This is a genomic window from Vreelandella stevensii S18214, assembly GCF_000275725.1.
GTDB classification, from domain to species: Bacteria; Pseudomonadota; Gammaproteobacteria; order Pseudomonadales; family Halomonadaceae; genus Vreelandella; species Vreelandella stevensii.
In genome coordinates, this window is record NZ_AJTS01000039.1 from 122,082 (window position 1) to 143,061 (window position 20,980).

At 63.1% G+C, this 20,980-nt stretch carries 18 protein-coding genes and 2 riboswitches; of the genes, 9 read left to right on the forward strand and 9 right to left on the reverse strand.

What is annotated here, in order from left to right; genetic code table 11:
- Positions 1-19 precede the first annotated feature (19 nt).
- Complete coding sequence (locus HSS18214_RS0110215) at positions 20-1,435, reverse strand: APC family permease (protein ID WP_016915204.1); 1,416 nt, start codon at positions 1,433-1,435, stop codon at positions 20-22.
- A 233-nt stretch (positions 1,436-1,668) separates the two neighbouring features.
- On the opposite strand from HSS18214_RS0110215, the gene HSS18214_RS0110220 reads away from it, so the two are divergent.
- Together HSS18214_RS0110220 and HSS18214_RS0110225 are read left to right on the forward strand one after the other, a co-directional pair.
- Positions 1,669-3,096: an aminotransferase-like domain-containing protein gene (locus HSS18214_RS0110220; protein ID WP_016915205.1), complete on the forward strand. Its 1,428-nt coding sequence runs from the start codon at positions 1,669-1,671 to the stop codon at positions 3,094-3,096.
- A gap of 34 nt (positions 3,097-3,130) precedes the next feature.
- On the forward strand, positions 3,131-3,787 hold the full coding sequence (locus HSS18214_RS0110225) for a transglycosylase SLT domain-containing protein (RefSeq protein WP_016915206.1): 657 nt from the start codon (positions 3,131-3,133) through the stop codon (positions 3,785-3,787).
- Between the two features lie 49 nt (positions 3,788-3,836).
- Here HSS18214_RS0110225 and HSS18214_RS0110230 read toward each other — a convergent pair whose 3' ends face one another.
- Positions 3,837-4,982, reverse strand: coding sequence for an RNA-guided endonuclease InsQ/TnpB family protein (locus HSS18214_RS0110230; RefSeq protein ID WP_016915207.1), 1,146 nt, complete (start codon positions 4,980-4,982; stop codon positions 3,837-3,839).
- 382 nt (positions 4,983-5,364) lie between these two features.
- On the opposite strand from HSS18214_RS0110230, the gene HSS18214_RS0110235 reads away from it, so the two are divergent.
- From HSS18214_RS0110235 to HSS18214_RS0110245, 3 genes are all read left to right on the forward strand, one after another.
- Positions 5,365-6,483 (forward strand): alkene reductase, encoded by a 1,119-nt coding sequence (locus tag HSS18214_RS0110235; protein WP_016915208.1) that lies wholly within the window; start codon positions 5,365-5,367, stop codon positions 6,481-6,483.
- A 181-nt stretch (positions 6,484-6,664) separates the two neighbouring features.
- Entirely contained in the window at positions 6,665-6,934 is a 270-nt protein-coding gene (locus HSS18214_RS18075) for a TspO/MBR family protein (protein WP_016915209.1), read from the forward strand.
- A gap of 103 nt (positions 6,935-7,037) precedes the next feature.
- On the forward strand, positions 7,038-7,634 hold the full coding sequence (locus HSS18214_RS0110245) for a cell division protein ZipA C-terminal FtsZ-binding domain-containing protein (protein ID WP_016915210.1): 597 nt from the start codon (positions 7,038-7,040) through the stop codon (positions 7,632-7,634).
- 1 nt (position 7,635) lies between these two features.
- Here the strand turns inward: HSS18214_RS0110245 and HSS18214_RS0110250 are convergent, their stop codons facing one another.
- Both HSS18214_RS0110250 and HSS18214_RS0110255 read right to left on the reverse strand, forming a co-directional pair.
- The gene (locus HSS18214_RS0110250) at positions 7,636-9,222 is read right to left on the reverse strand and encodes an ABC-F family ATPase (RefSeq protein WP_016915211.1); all 1,587 of its coding nucleotides are present in this window, start codon (positions 9,220-9,222) and stop codon (positions 7,636-7,638) included.
- 111 nt (positions 9,223-9,333) lie between these two features.
- A complete protein-coding gene (locus tag HSS18214_RS0110255) occupies positions 9,334-10,203 on the reverse strand; it encodes a sirohydrochlorin chelatase (protein WP_016915212.1) in 870 nt (289 codons plus the stop codon).
- Between the two features lie 227 nt (positions 10,204-10,430).
- Between HSS18214_RS0110255 and HSS18214_RS0110260 the strand changes: the two genes are divergently transcribed.
- Positions 10,431-11,018 (forward strand): gamma-glutamylcyclotransferase, encoded by a 588-nt coding sequence (locus tag HSS18214_RS0110260; RefSeq protein WP_016915213.1) that lies wholly within the window; start codon positions 10,431-10,433, stop codon positions 11,016-11,018.
- Here HSS18214_RS0110260 and HSS18214_RS0110265 read toward each other — a convergent pair.
- Positions 11,009-11,536 carry an HPP family protein gene (locus HSS18214_RS0110265; RefSeq protein ID WP_016915214.1) on the reverse strand — a complete coding sequence of 176 codons (528 nt, stop codon included), beginning with the start codon at positions 11,534-11,536 and terminating at the stop codon, positions 11,009-11,011. The genes HSS18214_RS0110260 and HSS18214_RS0110265 overlap by 10 nt on opposite strands.
- A 105-nt stretch (positions 11,537-11,641) precedes the next feature.
- Between HSS18214_RS0110265 and HSS18214_RS0110270 the strand changes: the two genes are divergently transcribed.
- Positions 11,642-12,553: a DMT family transporter gene (locus HSS18214_RS0110270; protein WP_016915215.1), complete on the forward strand. Its 912-nt coding sequence runs from the start codon at positions 11,642-11,644 to the stop codon at positions 12,551-12,553.
- On the opposite strand, the gene HSS18214_RS0110275 is transcribed toward HSS18214_RS0110270, so the two are convergent.
- Positions 12,528-12,821 carry a hypothetical protein gene (locus HSS18214_RS0110275; RefSeq protein WP_016915216.1) on the reverse strand — a complete coding sequence of 98 codons (294 nt, stop codon included), beginning with the start codon at positions 12,819-12,821 and terminating at the stop codon, positions 12,528-12,530. The genes HSS18214_RS0110270 and HSS18214_RS0110275 overlap by 26 nt on opposite strands.
- A gap of 128 nt (positions 12,822-12,949) precedes the next feature.
- Positions 12,950-13,040: riboswitch (glycine riboswitch) on the forward strand.
- Positions 13,041-13,148, forward strand: a riboswitch (glycine riboswitch). It abuts the riboswitch before it with no gap.
- A gap of 59 nt (positions 13,149-13,207) precedes the next feature.
- On the opposite strand from HSS18214_RS0110275, the gene HSS18214_RS0110280 reads away from it, so the two are divergent.
- Positions 13,208-14,449 (forward strand): D-amino acid dehydrogenase, encoded by a 1,242-nt coding sequence (locus tag HSS18214_RS0110280; protein WP_016915217.1) that lies wholly within the window; start codon positions 13,208-13,210, stop codon positions 14,447-14,449.
- A gap of 622 nt (positions 14,450-15,071) precedes the next feature.
- On the opposite strand, the gene HSS18214_RS0110285 is transcribed toward HSS18214_RS0110280, so the two are convergent.
- Together HSS18214_RS0110285 and HSS18214_RS0110290 are read right to left on the reverse strand one after the other, a co-directional pair.
- Positions 15,072-18,128 (reverse strand): efflux RND transporter permease subunit, encoded by a 3,057-nt coding sequence (locus HSS18214_RS0110285; RefSeq protein WP_016915218.1) that lies wholly within the window; start codon positions 18,126-18,128, stop codon positions 15,072-15,074.
- Entirely contained in the window at positions 18,115-19,302 is a 1,188-nt protein-coding gene (locus HSS18214_RS0110290) for an efflux RND transporter periplasmic adaptor subunit (protein ID WP_083844189.1), read from the reverse strand. Before HSS18214_RS0110290 ends, HSS18214_RS0110285 begins: the two co-directional genes overlap by 14 nt.
- A 105-nt stretch (positions 19,303-19,407) precedes the next feature.
- Between HSS18214_RS0110290 and HSS18214_RS0110295 the strand changes: the two genes are divergently transcribed.
- Positions 19,408-20,061: a TetR/AcrR family transcriptional regulator gene (locus HSS18214_RS0110295; protein WP_016915220.1), complete on the forward strand. Its 654-nt coding sequence runs from the start codon at positions 19,408-19,410 to the stop codon at positions 20,059-20,061.
- Positions 20,062-20,088: 27 nt separating this feature from the next.
- On the opposite strand, the gene HSS18214_RS0110300 is transcribed toward HSS18214_RS0110295, so the two are convergent.
- Complete coding sequence (locus HSS18214_RS0110300; RefSeq protein WP_016915221.1) at positions 20,089-20,961, reverse strand: NAD(P)-dependent oxidoreductase; 873 nt, start codon at positions 20,959-20,961, stop codon at positions 20,089-20,091.
- Positions 20,962-20,980 lie beyond the last annotated feature (19 nt).

The window sequence follows — 20,980 nt, forward strand, 5'->3', positions numbered from 1 at the left end:
TTAGGGTGTTGGAAGGGGTTTATAGATCCGCCAGCATGTGGCGGTCGCTGTAGACGCGGCCGTAGGTACGCAGGGCGTGGATGTACAGCCCCACACCGAGCAAAGACCAGCCCGCGAAGACCGACCACTCCGCACCGCTCAGGGCCGCCGGGCTACCGGGCAGGTAGAGGCAGGCCATGCCGAAGGAGAGCACCACGGCCAGGGTGCCGCACAGCTTGCCGTGGCGAATGCGGAACGGGCGCTCCATCTCCGGCTCGCGAACCCGCAGCACCACGAAGGAGATGGCCACGAACAGGTAGGCGATCACGATGCCCAGGCCACCGGCATTGACGATCCACACCAGCGCCGGGCGGCCGAAGAACGGCGCGATACAGGAGAGAAAGCCCATCAGGAAAATGGCGTTGGTGGGCGTTTTATAGCGCGGGTGCAGCTTGGCAAAGGGCGCAGGCAGCATGCCCGCTTTGGCCAGGGCGTAAATGGCCCGTGAACCGCCGATGTAGAAGGCGTTCCAGCTGGTGATGATGCCCGCAATACCGGCCAATACCATCAGGTTGCTGGCCCAGGGGGCGTTGAACAGGCTGCCCATGGCATCCGGCACGCTCAGGGAGCTGGCGGCCAGTTCGGTGCTGTTCAGGGCCAGGCTGGTGGCCAGAATGATCAGCGCGTACCACACCACCGCCAGGATCACCGACATCATCAGCACCTTGCCGATGGCCTTGTACGGCAGGTTGATCTCTTCAGCGGCCTGGGGAATCACGTCAAACCCCACGAACAGGAACGGCACCATGACCAGCACCGCGACGATGCCCGCCACCACGCCGGTATCGGCCTGGGTGAACAGCGGCATCATGTTGATGGTTTCGCCTTCGAACAGCGCCCCCGTGACAAACATGACGCCCACCAGCAGAATCATGCCCGTGACGACTTTCTGGATCAGCGCCGCGGTGGTCACGCCGAAGTAGTTGATGATCATCATGGCCAGCGAACCGCCCACGCCCACGGCGACCCAGGTGGCTTTCACTTCCCAGCCGGCGATGGTCCACAGGTGGCCCACGGCGTAGTTGGGGGCCAAGTGCTCGATGACCGTGGGCAGCGCCACGGCTTCGAATGCCACCACGCTCAAGTAGCCCAGGATGATGGCCCAGGTGCACAGGAACGAGGGCAAGTGGCCCAGGGCGCGGTAGCTGTAGACGTGCTCGCCGCCCACCCTGGGCATGGCCGAGGCCAGCTCGGCGTAGGTGAGGCCGACCATCACGATCGCCAGACCGCCGACGATAAAGGCTAAAATAGCGCCCAGGCTACCGGCGGATTGAATGGCGGTGCCGGTCAGTACAATCCAGCCCCAGCCGATCATGGCGCCAAAGGCCAGGGCCAACACGTCACCCCGGGCCAGCACCCGGACGAGCTTGTCCTGTTCAGAAGAGGGAGTCGTCATTATCGTTTTCCTGCACGTTTTTGGAGATTATGGTTGGCGCTCTGGGCGCAGTGTCCTGATTCCGACAAGGGAATAACGTCACGCTAGCAGGTGGCTGCCAAACCGCGTAATGGACCACTTTGGCGTTCGACTAGACCATTTTTTGAATGCACCAAAGCGGTGCAATTTCCGCATAATGCTTTCGTCCAAGAGGCTGATCATGCGCGGCCTGGCAGAAGAAAAGAGGCAATTTCATGGATCGCGAGCGGGTGTTGCACCAATGCGTACAACTTTATGCACTGCAGCCTGAACGGCTCAGCAAGCAGGTACGAATAGAGCAGGCGCTGCGCCAGGCCATCATTCAGCAGTGGCCTGGCGGGCTGCGGCTGCCTTCGCACCGCGCCCTGGCAGAGGCCTTCGGCGTGGCCCGCCAAACGCTGGCCCTGGCCATGGCCACCCTACAGGAGGAGCGCCTGCTGACCACCGGCCACGGCCAGGGCACCTGGACCTGCAAGCCCAGCGCGCCAGCGCACGAGCCACCGCTGCCGCCTCGGCTTTCGCGTCGCGCTCAGCGCGTCTTGCAGGGGCCTGGGGCCAGCATGATTCAAAGCGGCGCCTTCGTGCCCGGCATTCCCGATATCGCTCAGTTCCCCATGCGCAAGTGGCGCCAACTCTATGCCAGCGTCACGGTGCCGCAAAACGCCCTGCTGCTCTCCTACTCCACCGGGGGCTACGGGCCGCTGAAGCGGGCCATCCGCGAATTTCTGGCCCGCTGGCGCAATATTCACTGCGATACCGAGCAGATCATCATTACCGACGGCACCCACAACGGCATCGAGCTGTGCGCCGTGGCCCTGGCGGATGTGGGCGACACGGTGGCCATGGAGTCGCCCTGTTACTGGGGCGCACGCAACGTCTTCACGGCGGCGGGTTTGAACATCGACATGCTGCCCTGGCGGCCGGACACGGGCCATACGTTGCCCACCGCTTCCGGCCCGGTCACGCTGGCTTACCTCACCGGCTCGCACCACTACCCGCTCAGCGTGCCGACCCATGCTGCCCACAAGCAGCGCTTGTGCGAGGCGCTTGCGCCCCGCTACGTGGTCGAGGATGACTACGAGTTCAACCGGGACGATCATGCCAATCTACTTTTTGATACCACCTCTGAGCGCCATTTGCTGGTAGGCTCGTTCTCCAAGATGATGTTTCCCGGCCTGCGGCTGGGCTATCTGGTGGTGCCGCGCCACTTGGCGGGGCCGATGAACCGCCTGCGCAGCGAGCTGTTTCGCGAGGGCCGCATGCTGGACCAGGCGGTGCTGGCCCAGTTCATCTTCGACGGCGACCTGGATGCCTGGTGTCGGCGTATTCAACGGGATTATCTAGGCCGCCAGCAGGTGCTGCACGACCAGCTGTGCTCGCTGCCTCAGGTGCGCTCGGTCTCGCCGCCCAGCAGTGCCATCAGCCTGTGCGTGGAGTTCGCGCCGGGCGTCAACGACGTGGCCATCGCCCAGGCGCTGCTGAAAGAGCACTTGATCGTGCGGCCTTTGAGCCCGGTGTGCGCCGCCTCTGACCCTCGCGTGGGCCTGGTGATGGGGGTGGGTATGCTGTCGGGGGAAACCCTGGCACGCGAAGCGCAGCGCCTGCGCCGCCGCCTGGAACCACTGCTGCGCCAGGGGCACTGACCCCGTATAACCACTTATTCACAAGGAACGTCCTATGCATCGCCCTGTTGATAACTCTCTGGCCTGGCGCCTATGGTTGAGCATCGCGGCGCTGTTGCTGCTGTCGGGGTGTGCCTCATTGGCGCCCAGCCCGCCACAGGACCAGAGCAACATCTGCGAAATCTTCCGCGAGCAGCCCAGCTGGTACGACTATGCGCGGGAGTCTCAGGAGCAGTGGGGCACGCCGATTGCCACCCAGATGTCGTTCATTCAGCAGGAGTCCTCGTTCCGAAGCCATGTGCGCCCCGACCGCAAGCGCTACCTGGGCTTCATTCCCGGCCCGCGCCCTTCATCGGCCAGGGGCTATGCCCAGGCACAGGACCCGGTGTGGGGCGAATACCGCGACCAGGCGGGCAGCATGTTTGCGCGGCGCACTCACATGAAGCACGCCACCGACTTCATCGGCTGGTACAACGCCCGCACCCGCGCGCAAACCGGCATTTCCCTGAGCAACCCCGAACACCTTTATTACGCTTACCATGAAGGCGCGGGCGGCTATCAGCGTGGCACCTACCGCAATAAGCCCCACGTGCTCAGCGCGGGCCGCCAGGTCGCCCAGCGAGCCGGGCGTTATCAAGCCCAGCTGAACAGCTGTGAAGCCGAGTTTCAGTGTCGACGCTTCTATCAGGTCGGGCCCTTTTGCCGTAGCTGAGGGCACGCATCTTGACTGCTCCTCGCCCTGAAGGACGAGGATTCCCAATTCAACGAGAATCGGACACGGAGACTGGCTCCATGCCGCTTACATTCTCTCCAAGGGCTAACACCGCCAGCCCGGCGGCTTTAATGTTAAGCGCGGCATTGATGTCGCGGTCGTTATCGGCGGCGCACTCGGGGCACGTCCAGGTCCGAACCTGCAACGGCATCTCGGGCATCACATGCCCGCAGCCAGAACAGCGTTTGCTGGAGGGATACCACTGGTCGATGGCCGACAGTTGCCGGCCCGCCCAGTCGGCCTTATACGCCAGCTGCCGGACGAATTCGCCCCAGCCCGCATCGCTGATCGACTTGGCCAGCGAGCGATTGCGCAGCATGTTCTTCACCTTGAGGGACTCGACGCAGATCACTTGGTTCTCGTTGACGATCTGGCGGGATAACTTGTGCAAGTTGTCCATCCGGCAATCGGAGATCCTGGCGTGAAGGCGGGCGACTTTCTGCCTGGCCTTGGCACGGTTCTTCGAGCCGCGCTGCTTCTTACTCAGCCGACGCTGTGCCCTGGCCAGCCGGGTCGCGTATTTCGCCGTATGGCGGGGATTGCCGATTCGATGCCCGTCGCTGGTGACGAACAGGTCTTTCAGGCCGAGGTCGATGCCCACCATTTTCGGGGTCACGGGCAGCGTCTCGGGCGAGAACTCGCAGAGGCAGCTGACGAAGTAGCGCCCTGCGGCGTCCTTGGATACGGTGACGGTGGTCGGTTCGCTGGGCAATTCACGGCTCCAGCGGATCGCCAGCGGTTCCTTGCACTTGGCAAGAAACAACTCGCCGTCGCGGTACTTGAAGGCCGAGCGAGTGAACTCCGCCGACTGGCGGTGCCGCTTGCTCTTAAAGCTCGGGTACCTGGCTCGGCCCTCGAAGAAGTTCTTGAAGGCCGTCTGCTGGTGGCGAAGGCACTGTTGAAGCGGGACCGAGCTGACCTCGTTGAGAAACGCGGTATCGTCAGCCTTCTTCATGCGCGACAACTCGGCGTTCGCCGCTACGTAGCCGACCTTTTCCTTGCGCGCGTAGAACGCATCGGTGCGATAGCGAAGCACTGCGTTGTAGACGAAGCGCACACACCCAAACGTCCGAGCCAGGAGCTGTTCCTGCTCAGGCGTCGGGTAGAAGCGGTATTTGTAGGCGCGTTTCGTCATGCCTCACAAAATATGCCATTAGCTGTAAGATGGCAACCACCAGAGAGAGGGAGGCAGCGAGAACAGGGTCGTCCTGACGGACGACGCGCTATCCCTCCCCGCACTAGAAGTGCGGGGTTTCTCGCGCAAAGACTGATGATGTAGAACGGTACCCCTGAAAGCAACCCGTGCCGAGCTTCAGCCAAGGTCGCCTGGTGCAGGATTCGTCATGATCCCGCTTCCCCGCTTAATTTCCTTCAGAGGGGTTTTGTTTTGCTGAAGCATCCCCACTAATACGTTCATAGGGTAATCGTTGGCACTGGCTCAATCATTGGCACCAAGTAGTAAACTGGTCTATTCTTTTGCCACTGTCACTCTCACCGCGTTACAAGGAGTTTGCCTCATGGCGTACGAAACGCTGCTGTCCCCCACCACGCTGGGTAGCCTGAATCTTCCTAACCGCGTCATCATGGCGCCGCTGACCCGTTCGCGCACGCCGGATAGCGTGCCGGGCAAGATGCAGGAAGCTTATTACGGCCAGCGTGCAGGCGCGGGCTTGATCATCAGCGAAGCCACCAATATCTCTCCTACGGCTCGTGGCTATGTCTATACGCCCGGCATCTGGACCGATGAGCAGGAAGCGGGCTGGAAAGGGGTGGTGAATGCCGTGCATGCCAAGGGTGGCCGGATTGCCCTGCAGCTGTGGCACGTGGGCCGCGTTTCCCATGAGATGGTGCAGCCCGATGGCCAGCAGCCGGTTGCCCCCAGCGCCCTGAAAGGGGAAGGCGCCCAGTGTTTCGTCGAGTTCGAAGACGGCACCGCGGGTCAGCACCCCACCAGCACGCCCCGCGCGCTGGAGACCGACGAGATTCCCGGTATCGTGGAGGATTACCGCCAAGCGGCCATTCGCGCCAAGCGGGCAGGGTTCGACATGGTCGAAGTACACGCTGCCAATGCTTACCTGCTGAACCAGTTCCTGGCCACCGGCACCAACCAGCGTACCGACCAGTACGGCGGCTCGCTGGAAAACCGTGCCCGCTTCCCGCTGGAAGTGGTCGATGCCGTGGTGGACGTGTTTGGCGCTGAGCGTGTCGGCATCCGCATGACGCCGTTCATCGAGCTGTTTGGCTTGACCGACGACGAGCCGGAAGCCATGGCGTTCTACATGGCCGAAGAGCTTTCCAAGCGCGGCCTGGCCTACCTGCACCTGAACGAGCCCAACTGGGCCGGTGGCGATATCACCTTCCCCGATGGTTTCCGCGAGCAGATGCGCGAGCGCTTCAGCGGCAGCCTGATCTATTGCGGCAACTACGACGCCGAGCGTGCCGAAGCGCGCATCAAGGAAAACACCACCGATGCCGTGGCCTTTGGCCGCCCTTACATCGCCAACCCGGACCTGCCGGAACGTTTCCGCGTCAACGCTCCGCTGACCGAGCCGAACCACGAAACCTTCTACGGCGGCGATGAAAAGGGCTACACCGATTATCCCTTCCTGGATAACGGTTACGACCGTATCGGCTAAACGTTTCAGGCCAACGCGTGTTCAGGGTTTCCCCACTTGGGGGAACCCTTAAGCATGAAAAGCATCACTCAGGTGGTGCTTTTTTATGCCTTGAACGCGTGAAACGCTGTTAATCTGTTGATTCTATCGTTTTAACGCGATACTCCTATTGCTGGAGAGATCGCTTATATTCGGTTCTTTGATGGCGCTGCTCGTCTCGCTACTGCTGGTGGGAGCCGCCGCCATGACGGGGGCACGCTTTCGCCCCGACGGCTGGTACCGGGCACTGCGCAAGCCCCGCTGGACACCGCCCGACCTCGCTTTTCCCATTGTCTGGGGTATTCTGTACCTGCTGATGGCCATCGCGGCATGGCGGGTCTACATGACCGAAGATGCACCTCTGCGCAACGCCAGCCTGGCCGTCTATGGCGCGCAACTGCTGGCCAGGCCACTCTCCTCGCCGCGTGGCTGATGGTGCCTTACTGGGCTATGGGGCGCGCTGGCTCTGGCGCTCAATGCTTCCATCTGGCGGTTGAATAGCGCCCAGGCGTTAACGGACAACAGGGATTCACTCCATGGATATGACTTCTCTTTCCGTACTGCTGGCTTTCGCCTCCTTGTTACTGGGCGTGGTGGCCGCGTTGATTTTCATCTACGTCGTCATGCCCAAGCGGCGGCGCGCCAGGGAAAAGGCCGTGGAGCCCTCCCCCGCCGTGGCCAAGGACACCACACCCCCGCCCGCTGAAGAGCCTCCGCCGCCGCCGTCCACCAAACGAACCGGCAAGGTAAAACAGCATTCGCTATTCGTCATCTTCCATCAGCCGGATGCCTCGACCGATGCCCGACTGACCGAGTGGCTGAGGGAAAAAGGCGCCCATTACCACGCCATCAAGAAAGTCTTTCTGATCGACGGCCAGCAGCCCTCCAACCCTATCACCGTGGCCAATGCTTTTCCGCCGGGAGACATGCCCGACCTGCTGAGGGGCGAAACCCACGAGCCGATCCGCGGTGTGAGCCTGCTGGTGAAGCCGCCGCTGCATAAACGCCGCAATCAGCAGATGCACGTGTATGTAGAGCTCGCCAAGGAGATGAACGAGACCTTCAGCGGCGACATGCTGGACGCTGACCGAGAACCGGCCAGCGAATCCACTTACGCGCAGATCATCGGCTGACTCAGATCACGCCTTGGCTGCGCAGGTAGTCGTCGTAGCTGCCGCTGAAGTCGACGATGCCATCGGGCTGCATGTCGATGATGCGCGTGGCCAGGCTGGAGACGAACTCGCGGTCGTGGCTGACGAACAGCAGCGTGCCGGGGTAGTTCTCCAGCGCCAGGTTGAGCGCTTCGATGGACTCCATGTCCAGGTGGTTGGTGGGCTCGTCCATCAGCAGCACGTTGGGATTGGTGAGCGTTAACTTACCGAACAGCATCCGCCCCTGCTCGCCGCCGGAAATCACCTTCACCGATTTGCCGATATCGTCGCTGGAAAACAGCATGCGGCCCAGCGCGCCGCGCACCACCTGCTCGCCTCCTTTGGTCCACTGGCTCATCCACTCGAACAGGGTGGCGTCATTGGCGAAGTCGTCGGCATGGTCCTGGGCGAAGATGCCCAGCTCGGCGGCGTCAGTCCACTTCACTTCGCCAGCATCGGGGCGCAGGTCACCGGCCAGGGTTTTCAGCAGAGTGGTTTTACCAATGCCGTTAGGGCCGATAATGGCAATCCGCTCGCCCGCTTCCACGGTCATGGAAAAACGCTTGAACAACGGCTCGCCGTCGTAGCCTTTGGTAATGGCATCGACGTTTACCGCGTTGCGGTGAATCTTCTTGTTCTGGTCGAAACGAATGAACGGACTGACGCGGCTGGAGGGTTTGATGTCTTCCAGCTTGATCTTGTCGATCTGACGCGCCCGGGAGGTGGCCTGCTTGGCCTTGGAGGCGTTCGCCGAGAAGCGGCTGACGAACTGCTGAAGCTCGGCAATTTGCGCTTTTTTCTTGGCGTTGTCGGCATACTGACGCTCACGCGCAGCGGTGGCCGCCGTCATGTAGTCGTCGTAGTTACCGGGGAACAGGGTAATTTCGCCGTAATCCAGGTCGGCCATGTGGGTGCAGACGCTGTTCAGGAAGTGGCGGTCGTGGGAAATGATCACCATGGTGCTGCTGCGCGCTTTCAGAATATCTTCCAGCCAGCGGATGGTGTTGATGTCCAGGTGGTTGGTGGGCTCGTCGAGCAGCAGTACGTCCGGGTCGGAGAACAGCGCCTGGGCCAGCAGCACGCGCAGTTTCCAGCCGGGGGCGACTTCGCTCATGGGGCCAGTGTGCTGCTCCAGCGGAATGCCCAGCCCCAGCAGCAGCTCGCCCGCGCGGGACTCGGCGGTGTAGCCATCCAGCTCGGCATACTGCACTTCCAGGTCGGCCACGGCCATGCCGTCTTCTTCGCTCATCTCGGCCAGCGAGTAGATCCGCTCCCGCTCGGCGGCTACTTTCCACAGCTCCGCGTTGCCCATGATGACGGTGTCGATCACCCGCTCGTTCTCATAGGCAAACTGGTCCTGACGCAGCTTGCCCAGCCGCGTGCTGCTGTCCAGCATCACCTGCCCTGAAGAGGGCTCCAGCTCGCCGCCGAGGATTTTCATGAAGGTAGACTTGCCGCAGCCGTTGGCGCCAATCAAGCCGTAGCGATTGCCGTTATTGAACTTGACGGAGACGTTTTCGAACAGGGGCTTGGCCCCGAACTGCATGGTGATATTGGCGGTTGCGATCAAGATAGAAACCCTGGTTGGCGAAATAGCCCTGGTGGAAGCGCGGCACGCGTGCAAAAGCACGCGATTCTACGCGCCTTTGGGCGACGTTACATCTCCCCGGCGCGTTTCCGGTCATCGGGCGTTTGGCGGCTGGACGGGCATTTCCAGTAGAAAGCGTTCGCCATCAAGTGCTTGGCGAAGTCGCGTGGCCAGGATATCGACAATCGCAGGATGCTCGCCCACCAGCGCCGTCGGCCGCACCCGCAGGCCTGGGTGGCGCTGTTCGGCGGCGGCACAAATCTCGGCGATGTCGCCACCTTCCCCGGCGTGGCGGCCAGGCGAGAGAAACAGCATGGCCAGCACCACGTCGCCGCTGGCGCTGAACTCGGGCGTGTCCAGCAGATGCTCCAGCAGCGGCTCGTTGAAGCGGTATGCGTCGCCTTCTCGGCGCTCCATGGAGGCTGCCGCCACGCAGTGCACGTCATCGGCCAGCAGCGCGCTGAGCTGCCCCGCCAGGCGGTTGCGTACGGCGGTGACTTCCGGCAGCGGGCTGCCGTGGTCTACCAGCGCCACCCTGGCCGCCTGCTGATCGGGCAACTGCGCGCGCACGTGATCGGCCAGCAGCGCGGCCAAGCGCAGGTCGTTACCGCCCCGCTCGTCCACCAGCGGCTGGGCAACGCGTACCGTCACTTGGGGAAAACGGGCTTGCAGGGCCGCCATCCGCTCGGGCAAGTAGCCGGTCAGCGCCTGGCTGGGGCCAAAGAAGTACGGCAGTACGATGATCTCGGTGGCCCCCGCTTCGGCGCTGCGCTCGGCGGCGGGGCCCAGGGTAATGGCCGGAATACCATCGACCTCTTCAGCGGGGATCTTGTTGGAGTGCAGCAGCGAAGCCGCTTGAACGGTGTCGCCCACCTGCTCGCTCAGCGCTGCCGCCACGCGGCGCAGGCTGTGGGTTGCCTGAGGCCGCAGAGAGCCGTTATCGACCAGAAAAATAGCGCGCATCGGGTTCATCCTTTTCAATCGCAGTCTTCACGGGAGTGCACGCGCGGTAAGCTTTCGAGCATGACGGGCGGCGGGGATGCCATTCGAGGCTCTGCGGTTGCCGAAGCACCCGAAACTTTTCCATGGGGAAGGGGTGATTGGCTGGTAAATCAATCGTATAACCCGGATGATGAACCACCGTTAACGCCATGCGCGTGCAGCCACTTTGATCAACATGTAGATCGCTTATGTTGCTTGATACCACGACGTTAAACCAGCAAAGAAACTTCTTCGACGGCCATGCGGACATCTGGCTTTTTGGCTACGGCTCGCTGATCTGGAAGGCCGATTTCGACTATCTGGAGCGCCGCCCTGCGGCCATTACCGGCTGGGCGCGGCGCTTTTGGCAGGGCTCCCACGACCATCGCGGCACCCCCGAAGCACCGGGGCGTGTGGCGACGTTGACTCGGGCCGAAGGCGCGGTGTGCCACGGCATGGCCTACCGCATCACGCCGGAGGTCCTGGCACCGCTGGATGTGCGGGAGAAAAACGGCTACCTGCGGGAAAAAGTCACGCTGACGTTTTTGGATGAGGCGGGCAACCCTGACGCCGACCAAGCGCCTAGCGAGGGGCTGATTTATCTGGCCAGCGAGGACAACCCGGCGTTTTTAGGCGATGCCCCGCTGGCCGACATCGCCCAGCAAATTGCCCAAGCCCACGGCCCTAGCGGCCCCAACAGTGCTTACTTGCTGAACCTAGCCCAAGCGCTGCGCGAGTTGGGCACCGAAGATGCGCATATTTTTGCCCTGGAAGCGCAGCTACAGCGTTACCAGTAGCGCGGATAGCGGCGGTGGCGCGCCAGGTTATTGACCAGAATCGCCACCACCAGCATGACGATGCAGCCTGCGCCAATGGGGATCAGCGGATACCACCAGCCCAACTGATGCACGCTGGCACCGCCTGCCACGGCAATCAGCGCAGCGGCAGCCCCTGGCGGGTGAACGGTATGGGTAAGCTGCATGACCAAAATGGAGAGCGACACCGCCAACGCCATCGAAAGCGGCGTGGCCCCCAACAGTTGATAGCAGCCCACGCCCACACAGGCAGAGAGCACGCTGCCAAACAGCACATGGCTGGGCTGGGCAAAAGGGCTTTCCGGGGCGGCGTAAATCAGCACCGAGGTTGCTCCGAACGAGCCCACGATCAACAGCTGCTGGGAGAGCCACTCGGCGCTTAGCCAGCAAATCAGCGCCATGCCAGTAAAGGCACCCAGCCACGACCAGCAGGCATCCTGCCAGCCTACCCGGGGGCGCGGCGTTCGTTCTCCGCGCATCTTGCCAAGATACGTTTTCATCGCACTCGCCTTTGCACAAAAAGAGTGCAGATGATGACAAAATGCACCAAAAAAGCAAATGACGATGCGTCATATGCTCATGAAACTCGCTCAAGGACGACCAGCATGCCACTACCGACTCCCTCGCTCACCGTTGCTCCTTCCAGCCTATTGCTTGCGGTGGTGGCGGCGGTGGGCATGGCCACCATCGGCGTGATCTCACGCATCACCGGGCTGAATGCAGAGAGCATTACCTTCTACCGGTTGGGGTTAGGGGCGCTGTTTTTGCTCGGCTATTTACTGCTGACAAAACGCCATGCAGGACTCACCACACTGCCAGGGCGGCAGGTGGTGATTAGCGGTAGTTTGCTGGCGGCGTTCATCCTGTTTTACGTGCAGGCGATGAACTACACCCAAATGGCCAACGCCATTTTGATGGTGTATCTCGCGCCGATTGTGGCGGCTATCGCGGCCCATGCGCTGTTTAACGAACGGCTTGCAGCGGCGCAGGTTTCGCTCATTGGCTTGGCGCTGTTTGGGTTCGCGATGATGCAGGAGTTTCGACTCAACCTGGACGATCAGCAGGACGTGATTGGCATGGGTTTTGGCTTAGTGGCCATGCTAGCCTACAGCGGTTTTATCTTGGCGAACCGCCGCTTGCCGCGCCACCTGGATGACCGCACCTGCGCCTTCTGGCAGTTGGCGGTCGGGGCGCTGATGATCTTGCCGTTTGCGCTATGGCAGCCAGCAGGGCTTGCGGCCAGCACGTGGCAAGTGCCGTGGTTGTTGGCTGCAGGCCTGGTGCCCGGTTTTTTGGCGCTGCTGTGCGCGGTGATGGCGATTAACCGCCTGCCCACCGCGCTATACGGTACGCTGGCTTACTGTGAGCCGGTGGCGGTAGTGATTTTTGGCTGGAGCCTGTTTGGCGAAGCGCTTTCGCCTTTGCAGTTAAGCGGCTGTGGGCTAGTGATCGCCTGCGGCGTCGCGCAGGCGTGGGTCGGAGGCCGGGGCGCTACATCATTAGCCACGACAGGATAAACAGCCCAATCAGCGTGCGGAAAATGCCGCCAATAATGGAGCCACGCAAAAACGCACGCAGCCCACCCCACAGTACCAGCAGACCAATCAGCAGAATCGCCAGGCTCAAGAACGAGTCGTTGATGCCCAGCGAGCGCGTCAGCCCGCCGATAAAATCGTCGAAGGCACCGAAAAAGTTGGTGAAGATACCCAGCAAGAACTCGACCACGATGCGGATCGCATCGCCAATCGCCTCGCCAATGCCCTCAAAAAATCCGTTTGCCTGCATGCGCTTTTTCCATTGCTCGAAGGGATTCGCTATTGTCAGCGAAAACACGGAGGCTGGCAAAGCAGCCGCTGCTCATGTTTCCACCTTTCGCCTATTCCCTTTTTAGCACCGTCGCGTTACAACGTCAGTATGCCATCGCGGGAGAGACTGGTGCCTGACACCAGCGCCGAAGGAGCAACGACCCCGGAAACTCTCAGGCCAACGGACCGCGACGGCCATCCATGACGTTCCGCAGAGCGGTTGATGACTGCGTCACTCAGCCCACCGAAGGAGCAAGCGCCATTCCAGCGGCGTGAATCTCTCAGGTTCCATGACGGAAGGGGTACGCCCGGCCAATAGGCTGCCGGGGGTATCGCCCGACGCTCATACAATCTGTGGAGAGACTCATGCAACGCATTGCCATCATTGGCGGTGGGATCACTGGCATCACCAGTGCCTACGCCCTCGTAAAGCGCGGTTTCGACGTCACCGTCTTCGAAAAGCATCGCTACGCCGCCATGGAAACCTCGTTTGCCAACGGTGGGCAGCTGTCTGCCTCCAACGCAGAGGTGTGGAACCACTGGCCCACGGTCATCAAGGGCCTGCGCTGGATGCTCAAGAACGACGCCCCGCTGCTGGTGAACCCGCGCCCGAGCTGGCACAAGTTGAGCTGGTTTGCAGAATTCATCGCCGCCATTCCCCGCTATGCCGACAACACCACCGAAACGACCCGCCTGGCCATCGCCGCCCGAGAACACCTGTTCCAGTGGGCTCGTGACGAGCAGATCGATTTCGACGTGAAGCAGAAAGGCATCCTGCATATCTATCGCGACAAGGCAGGCTATGAGCATGCCGCCAGGGTATCGCAGCTACTGCACCAGGGCGGGCTCGAACGCCGCGCGGTGACCCCGGATGAAATGCGCGCCATCGAACCCACACTGGCCGGCAGCTACTACGGCGGCTTTTTTACCGAGAGTGACGCCACGGGGGATATTCACAAGTACACCAATGGGTTGGCGAAAGCCGCCGCGAAACGCGGCGTGCGCCTGAACTACGGCCATCAGGTGACCGACCTGGGCGCCGATGAGAACAGCGCCTGGGTCAAGGCGGTGGTCGATGGCGAGGCGGTGCAACAAAGCTTCGACAGCGTGGTGGTGTGCGCCGGGGTCGGCAGCCGGGCGGTGGCCGCCAAGCTGGGTGATCGCGTCAATATCTACCCGGTGAAGGGCTACTCGATCACCGTGCAGCTGGACGATGAAGCCTCGCAACAGGCCGCCCCCACCGTGAGCCTGCTGGATGACGAAACCAAGCTGGTGACCAGCCGCCTGGGCAACGATCGCTTCCGCGTGGCGGGCACCGCAGAGTTCAACGGCGCCAATCGCGACATTCGCAACGACCGCATTCAGCCGCTGGTGCGCTGGGTAGAGCAGTGCTTTCCCGGTGTCAGCACCCAGCGGGTCGTACCCTGGGCTGGCCTGCGCCCGATGATGCCGAACATGCTGCCCAAAGTGGGCCCGGGCCGCTTGCCGACGGTGTTCTACAACACGGGCCACGGCCACCTGGGCTGGACACTCTCGGCCATCACCGCCGAGATGCTGGCGGATGCGGTGGACAACGCCACCGCCACTTCCTTGGCCGTCACACGCTAGACGACCCCCTTACCCCGCATGACGAAAGGGGACACATGGCCCCTTTGGATTAATATGCAACCTGGTCTCGTCCGCTCTCTTTTGCCTGATACAGCGCGTTATCGACTCGTTTCTTGACATCCTCCCCTCCCTCAGCTTGCGCTGCTGCCTACGGCGGAAAGGAAGGGGATTCCCAGGTTGTTACCTTCCTGGTTTCTGCTTCAAGGACAGCTGCCCGAGGGAATGGCTTGGTTATCGCCGTAACGTCCCGGTGGGGATTTTTACGGTGACGAACCAACGCCTATCCCCCAGGTCTCACGCCGTCTCCACAGACGTAACTTTCCGAGTGCCCCTCGGTAGGTCGTGTCGACATGGGTAGTATAGCACTGTACAAAACGTCAGCAAAGGCATCCTGGGGATGCCGCGCTATCCTTCCCCGGCCTAAAAGGCCGAGGTTTGACGCGCAATTTGATCATGCTCTTGGGCGTGTCATTCAACGTGGCTTCAGCACCCCCAAGACTGACAGTGACGCGTCCGGCTTTCTGGAAAGCAGTACTGGCGATACCTCGACGAATCTTTTCGGCGAGCCTGGTGGCCTGCTGCAGCGAGGTTTCAGGGGCCAGGAAGCGGAAAGTAACGCTATTCAGGCCGCCCTCGCCACCCACAAGCGATACAGCGCGGGCGTGAAGAAGAACGACACCAGGGTGGCGAGCAACAGCCCAAACCCGACGGTTTGCGCGAAGGGGGGCCATAGCCCCCCAGCCGCCAACATGAGCGGGATCAACCCGGCAAAGGTGGTGATGGTGGTCGATGCGATGTGCCGACTGGTCGGGCCGCTGATCACCGCCAGCATGGCCGACAGATCACCCTGGCGAGCGGCCGGGTCGTCATCCAGGGCAGCTATCAGGATGATGGCCGCGTTGATGGCCACCCCCACCAACCCCATGATGCCCACGATGATCACGAAGCCAAACGCGTGGCCGCTCAGCAACAGGGCCACGATTCCCATGCCGGTGGCCTGGGCCCCGGCAATGAACACGATGGCCGCGCGACGGAACGAGTTGAAGGCCAGCACCACGGTGGCCACCATGGCGATCACCAGCAAGACCACCGAGGCCAGCAGCTGGCCCACCGCCTCATCACGCTCGGCTGCTTCGCCGCCGGTCTCGATACGGTACCCAGGGGGCAGCGTCAGCGTCCCGTCCGCCTGGGCGGCCTGCAGTTTGGCATCCAGCTGTGCCATGGACACCGCTGGCAGCGCATCGGCCACGAGGAAGCCTTGCACCAGCTGGACGCGTTCGGCATTTCGCCGGGTAATCACGCTCCAGGCAGGCATCAGGGCGGTATCGGCAACGGCTGCCAGGGGCAGCCCTTCACTGGCCTGGTCGCTGACCAGACGCAGCGCCGCCAGCTGCTGGGCATCGCTGCGCCACTCCGCCGCGTAGCGTACCCGCACGGGAAGCTGCTGCGTGTCTTCCAGCATCTGACCTGCGGGCTGGCCGGAGAGCGCCGCGCTGACCTGATCGGCCAGGTTTTGATACGTCAGCCCCACATCCCCCAGGGCCGCCTGATCTACTTGCAGCGTCAGCCTGGGCAAGTCGCGCTGCATCCCGGCACGGACGTGGGTCACCTGAGGCAACGGGTGCATCAACCCGGCCAGTTCCTGACCCAGCTGCGACAGCACCTCCAGGTCATCTCCATACACCCGCAGCTCGATGGGCGCCTTGAACGGCGGGCCTTGTTCATATTTTCGCACCACGATCTGGGCCTGGGGAAAGTGCTGGTCGAGCGCCTGCTGCAGGCCCGGCACTTCGCGGTTGGTCACGTCCAGCGACGTGGTATCCACGATCAGGTGAACGAACGCCGGGTTATTGTCCTCCTGGGTCAGCACGTTGTAGTACATCATCGGCGCGCTTTCGCCGATGAAGGCTGATACTCGTACGACGCCGGGCACCTCGCGAACCTGGCGCTCCACGTCCTGGGCCAGCGCCTGGGCATTGGCCATGCTGCTGGCCGCCGGTAGCCTCACCTCGATATGGAACTGGTCGCGGTCGGCGGGCGGGAAAAACGCCACGTCGAGGGTCGGCATCAGCGCCATCCCGCCAAGCGGCACACACAGGGTCATCACCATGGCAGCGACCGGGTGGCGCAGCGCGCTGGCGACCGTCCCGCGAAAGGCGCGCTTGATGGCATTGTCACGGGGCACACGGTCGCTGTCGGCCACTTTGGCCAGCAGCAGCGGCGAGAGCGCCGGTACCAGCAGCAACGACACCAGATACGAACTGACCAGCGCGACCATGACGGCCATGGCCAGCGGCCCCACGAACTCCCCGGCAGGGCCGGGCATGAGCACGATGGGCATGAAGGCAAGAATGGTGGTCAGCGTACTGGCCAGCAGCGGCACGGCAAGATGACGCAGCGTATCGCGGGTGGCCGCCAGCACCGAATCGCCCTTCAGGAAGCGTTCGCGCAGGGCGTTGGTCATGACAATGGCGTTATCCACCATCAGCCCCAGCGCCACGATAATACCGGTGATGCTCATCTGGTGGATTTCCATGCCCAGCGGGCGGAAAAACGCCAGGGTCAGCAGCGCCGTGGCCGGGATGGCCAGGCCGACGGTCAGCGCCGAGCGCCAGCCCATGCTGAGAAAGAGAATGGCCACCACCAGAATCAGTCCCATCAGCAGGCTCAGCGCCACATCACCGAGCCGTTGCTGGGTGTAGCTGGCCTGCTCGAATACCTCCTCTACCGCCAGCCCGACGGGCAGCTCCTCGGCAAATTCGGCCAGCTGCTGCTGAGCGCGCTCGACCCAGGCGTCGATACGCTGGCCGGGCGCCATGCGTGCGCCAACAAAGACGGCTCGCTCACCGTTCAACAGTGCCACGGCAGCGGGCGGGTCCTGGACACCACGGCGCAGCTCGGCGATTTCGCCCAGCCGGACACTCTGCCCCTGGCGGGTCGTGATGCTGACGTCACGCAGGCGGTCCAGCGCATCGAACTCGCCGCTCATGCCCACGGTGAGGCGGTTTTGCTGGGTGATGACCTGGCCCGCCGTGCGGCGCCCGTCGCTGGCGTCGATGGCCGATGCCAACTGGCCCACCGAAAGCCCCAGCGCATTCAGCTCCAGCGGGTCGACCAGCACGTCGACCTGCTCGCCCGCCACGCCAAACCGATGGGTATATTCGGTGCCTGCCACGCGACGAAACTGGTCTTCCAGCCGCTCGGCGTAACGCTCCATCAGTTGGGCATTGGGGGGCGTGTCCTGTGTCCAGCGCAGCGCGGCCACGAGGCTGAAAGCGTAGCCACGATCATCCAGCAGCTCGGGGGTTTGCACACCGCTGGGCAGGGAGGGGGCGATATCGCTGAGCTTGTCGCGCACCCGGCTCCATATCGGCACCACCTGGGTGACGCTATCCTCCAGCTCCAGGCTGATCACCGCGATGCCCGGCCGCGAGGTCGACTCCAGCACCTTGATCTCGGCAATGGTGCGCAGCTCGTCTTCGATGGGGCGCGCCACCAGCGCTTCGATCTGCTCGGGCGTGGCACCCGGAAACGGCGCCAGTACGGTCGCCATGCGCGCCACCAGGTGGGGGTCTTCTGCGCGGGGCAGAGTATTGATCGCCGAGAGGCCTGCCACCACCAGCAGGCCCAGCGTCAGCGCCAGCAAGCGCCGGTTGAACAGCCACTCAATGCGCGGCATGGGCAATGCCTCTGGCTAACGTCACCTGCTGACCGGGCACGATACGGTGGCCCCCTTGGGTTATCAGCTGCATGCCCGGCAGCAGCGTACCACGCACGAAGGCGCGGTCGCCTTCGGTATGCAGCAGCTCGACGCTGGCGGTGGCGACGCGGTAACGCTCGTCTTCCAGCGGTTCGGCAATCAGTACGCTCCACAGGCCTCGGTCGCTGGCACGCAAGGCCGACAGCGGCACCCAGTACCCTTCGGCAGGCTCGGCCAGGGTGTAGGTCAGCGTCGCCAAATCGCCGGGCACCACGTTCTCGGGGTTTGCCAGTGCCACGACCAGCGTTTGTGTCCGACTGTCGTTGTCCACCTGGGCCAGCCGGGCGCGCACGTCACCTGCGAAGGCTTGCCCGTGCACCGTTATCGTCACCATATCCCCCGCCGCCAGGGTGCCCGCCAGCCGGGCGGGCAGGCCAATGTGCGCCTCTAGCTGGCGGGTATCGACGAGATCGAAGGCCGCCGTGCCGCTACTGACCAGGCTGCCTACGTCCACCTGCCGAGCCACGATTTGCCCCGCAAACGGCGCCGTCAGCGTGCTGTCCGCCAGATCCGCCGACAGGCTCTCCTGTTCGGCGGCCAGAGCCGCCAGCCGCGCCTGCTGACTGAGACGCTCGGTTCTCGCCTGGTCCAGGGCCGTGCGGCTGGCGAAGTTGCTCTGATTCAACTGCGACTCGCGCTCTTCCTGGCGCTGGGCCAGCGCCAGCGCGGCACGCGCCTCTTCGCTGCGCGCCGCCACTTCGGCCAGGCGGCTTTCCAGGCGGCGGGTGTCCAGGCGAGCCAGCACCTCGCCCTGTTCCACCCGATCACCGCGATCGACGCGGATGTCGATGACCCGCCCGGCAGGTTCGAAGGCCAGTGACACCGACTGGCGCGCCACTACTCGCCCGGTCAGCTTCACCTCGCGGCGCATTTCAGTGGCCAGCTGCAGGGGCTGGGTAGCCACCTGGAGCAAGGCGTTGTCGGCCCCTTGCTGGCGCAGCTGCTGGGCGCTGGTGTGTTGACTGGTGAGCACGACGACCACGGCGGCAGTGGCGCCCACGGTCAGCAGAGCCGCCAGCACGCTGCCCAACCAATATCGCCTTGTTTTAGTGTGCCTGCCCAGGTGGTGCGTACCCAAGTTGTGCGTGCCCATGCTGGCCTCGACGGGTATATTATTGAACGTTGGCGTTCACTATAATATGTGTACGTTAACGTTCAATAATTATTTTTTACTTTTCTCAACCCATGGATGAATGGCATGACCAGTGCTTCTCCCCCCTCTCCGGCTGGCCAGAAACGCAGCGCGGGCCGCCCCAAGGACCTGGCCAAACGCGATGCCATGCTGGATGCCGCCGCCTGCCTGTTTCTGCGCAACGGCCCGGATGCCGTCACCATGGAAGCCGTGGCCAAGGAAGCCGGGGTCTCCAAAGTGACCGTATACGGGCACTTCGATACGAAAGAAGCACTGTTCGGCAGCGTCATTCGTCGGGAAACCGCGTCGATTCGCCAAGGGCTGGAGCAATTGCCGGACACCCATGATGGCGTGCGCCAGTCGTTGATTCAGGTGGGCATCAGCATGGTGCGGTTTCTGATGGAACCCCACGTGTTGGCCGTGGAGCGGGTCATGAGCAATCAGGGCGAGCAGCACCCCAGGCTGCTGCAGGCCTTTTTCGAAGCAGGCCCCTGGGCCATGAGCCAATGGCTTCAGGAAAAGCTGGAGGGCCTGGCCAGCGCAGGGCACCTTTCGCTGCCAGCCCCCGCCCAGGCCGCCGACCAGCTATGCAGCATGTGGCAGGGTATGCTGATCAAGGAGGTCCGCATGAGGGTTCGCCTGCCGCCCTCGGAGGACGAACTGAAGCGGCAGATCACCGGGGCAGTGGACGTGTTTCTGGCCGCCTATGGCAAGCGGTGAGACTGGCCATAGGCGGCATTAGGTAGGTCAGCGCTGCTCCAGCACGCCGATGACTTCAGGAATCGACAGCTGCTGGTCCGGCACCGAGCGGTACAGCGCATGCACGGCGCCAGCCATGTCGCCAGTCACGCCCAGCTCGTGGGTCATGGTGTGGTAGTAGCCCAGGTCCTTGCTGGCGTTGGCGACTGAAAACCGAAAGCCGGAGGGGTCGTCGTGGGCGATGTAGGGGCGCAGGCGCTCCAGCACCACGCCGCCACCGCCGCCCGCGCCCAGCACCTCCAGCAGGGCATCGGCGCTGATGCCTGCCTTGCGCGATGCTGCCGTGGCTTCCGCCAGCACCGCCGAGAAGCCCAGCGAGACGAAGTTGTGCAGCAGCTTCAGCGTGTGGCCCGCCCCGACGTCACCGGCATGGGCGATGTTTTCGGCGAAGGCTGCCAGCAACGGCCGCAGCTCCTCGAACAGCGGCGTGGGCGCGCCGACAATCAGGTTGAGACGCCCTTCGGCCGCCTCCTTGGGTGTGCGCGTCATGGCGGCGTCCATGAAACGCCCGCCTGCCGCCGCGACACGGGCCGCCACCTGGGCCGTCGAGCTGGGCAAGGCGGTGGAGCAGTCCACCACCACGCTGCCGGGACGCAGCCCGTCCAGCACTCCGTCGGGGTCGAACAGGACGGCCTCCACCTGCGGTGAGCCGGTCACGCACAGAATGACGATATCGGCCTGCTGGGCAACCTCGCGCCCACTGGCCAGCGGCACGGCCCCTGCCGCCACCAAGTCCTCCACGGGCTGGTTGCCCGCGTGCTCCAGAAAACACAGCGAATGCCCCGCGCGCAGCAAGCTGCTGGCAATGCCGTGGCCCATCAAGCCAACGCCGACAAGCCCTACCCGATAAACGGTCGTCATGGTGCTCTCCAGGTTGATA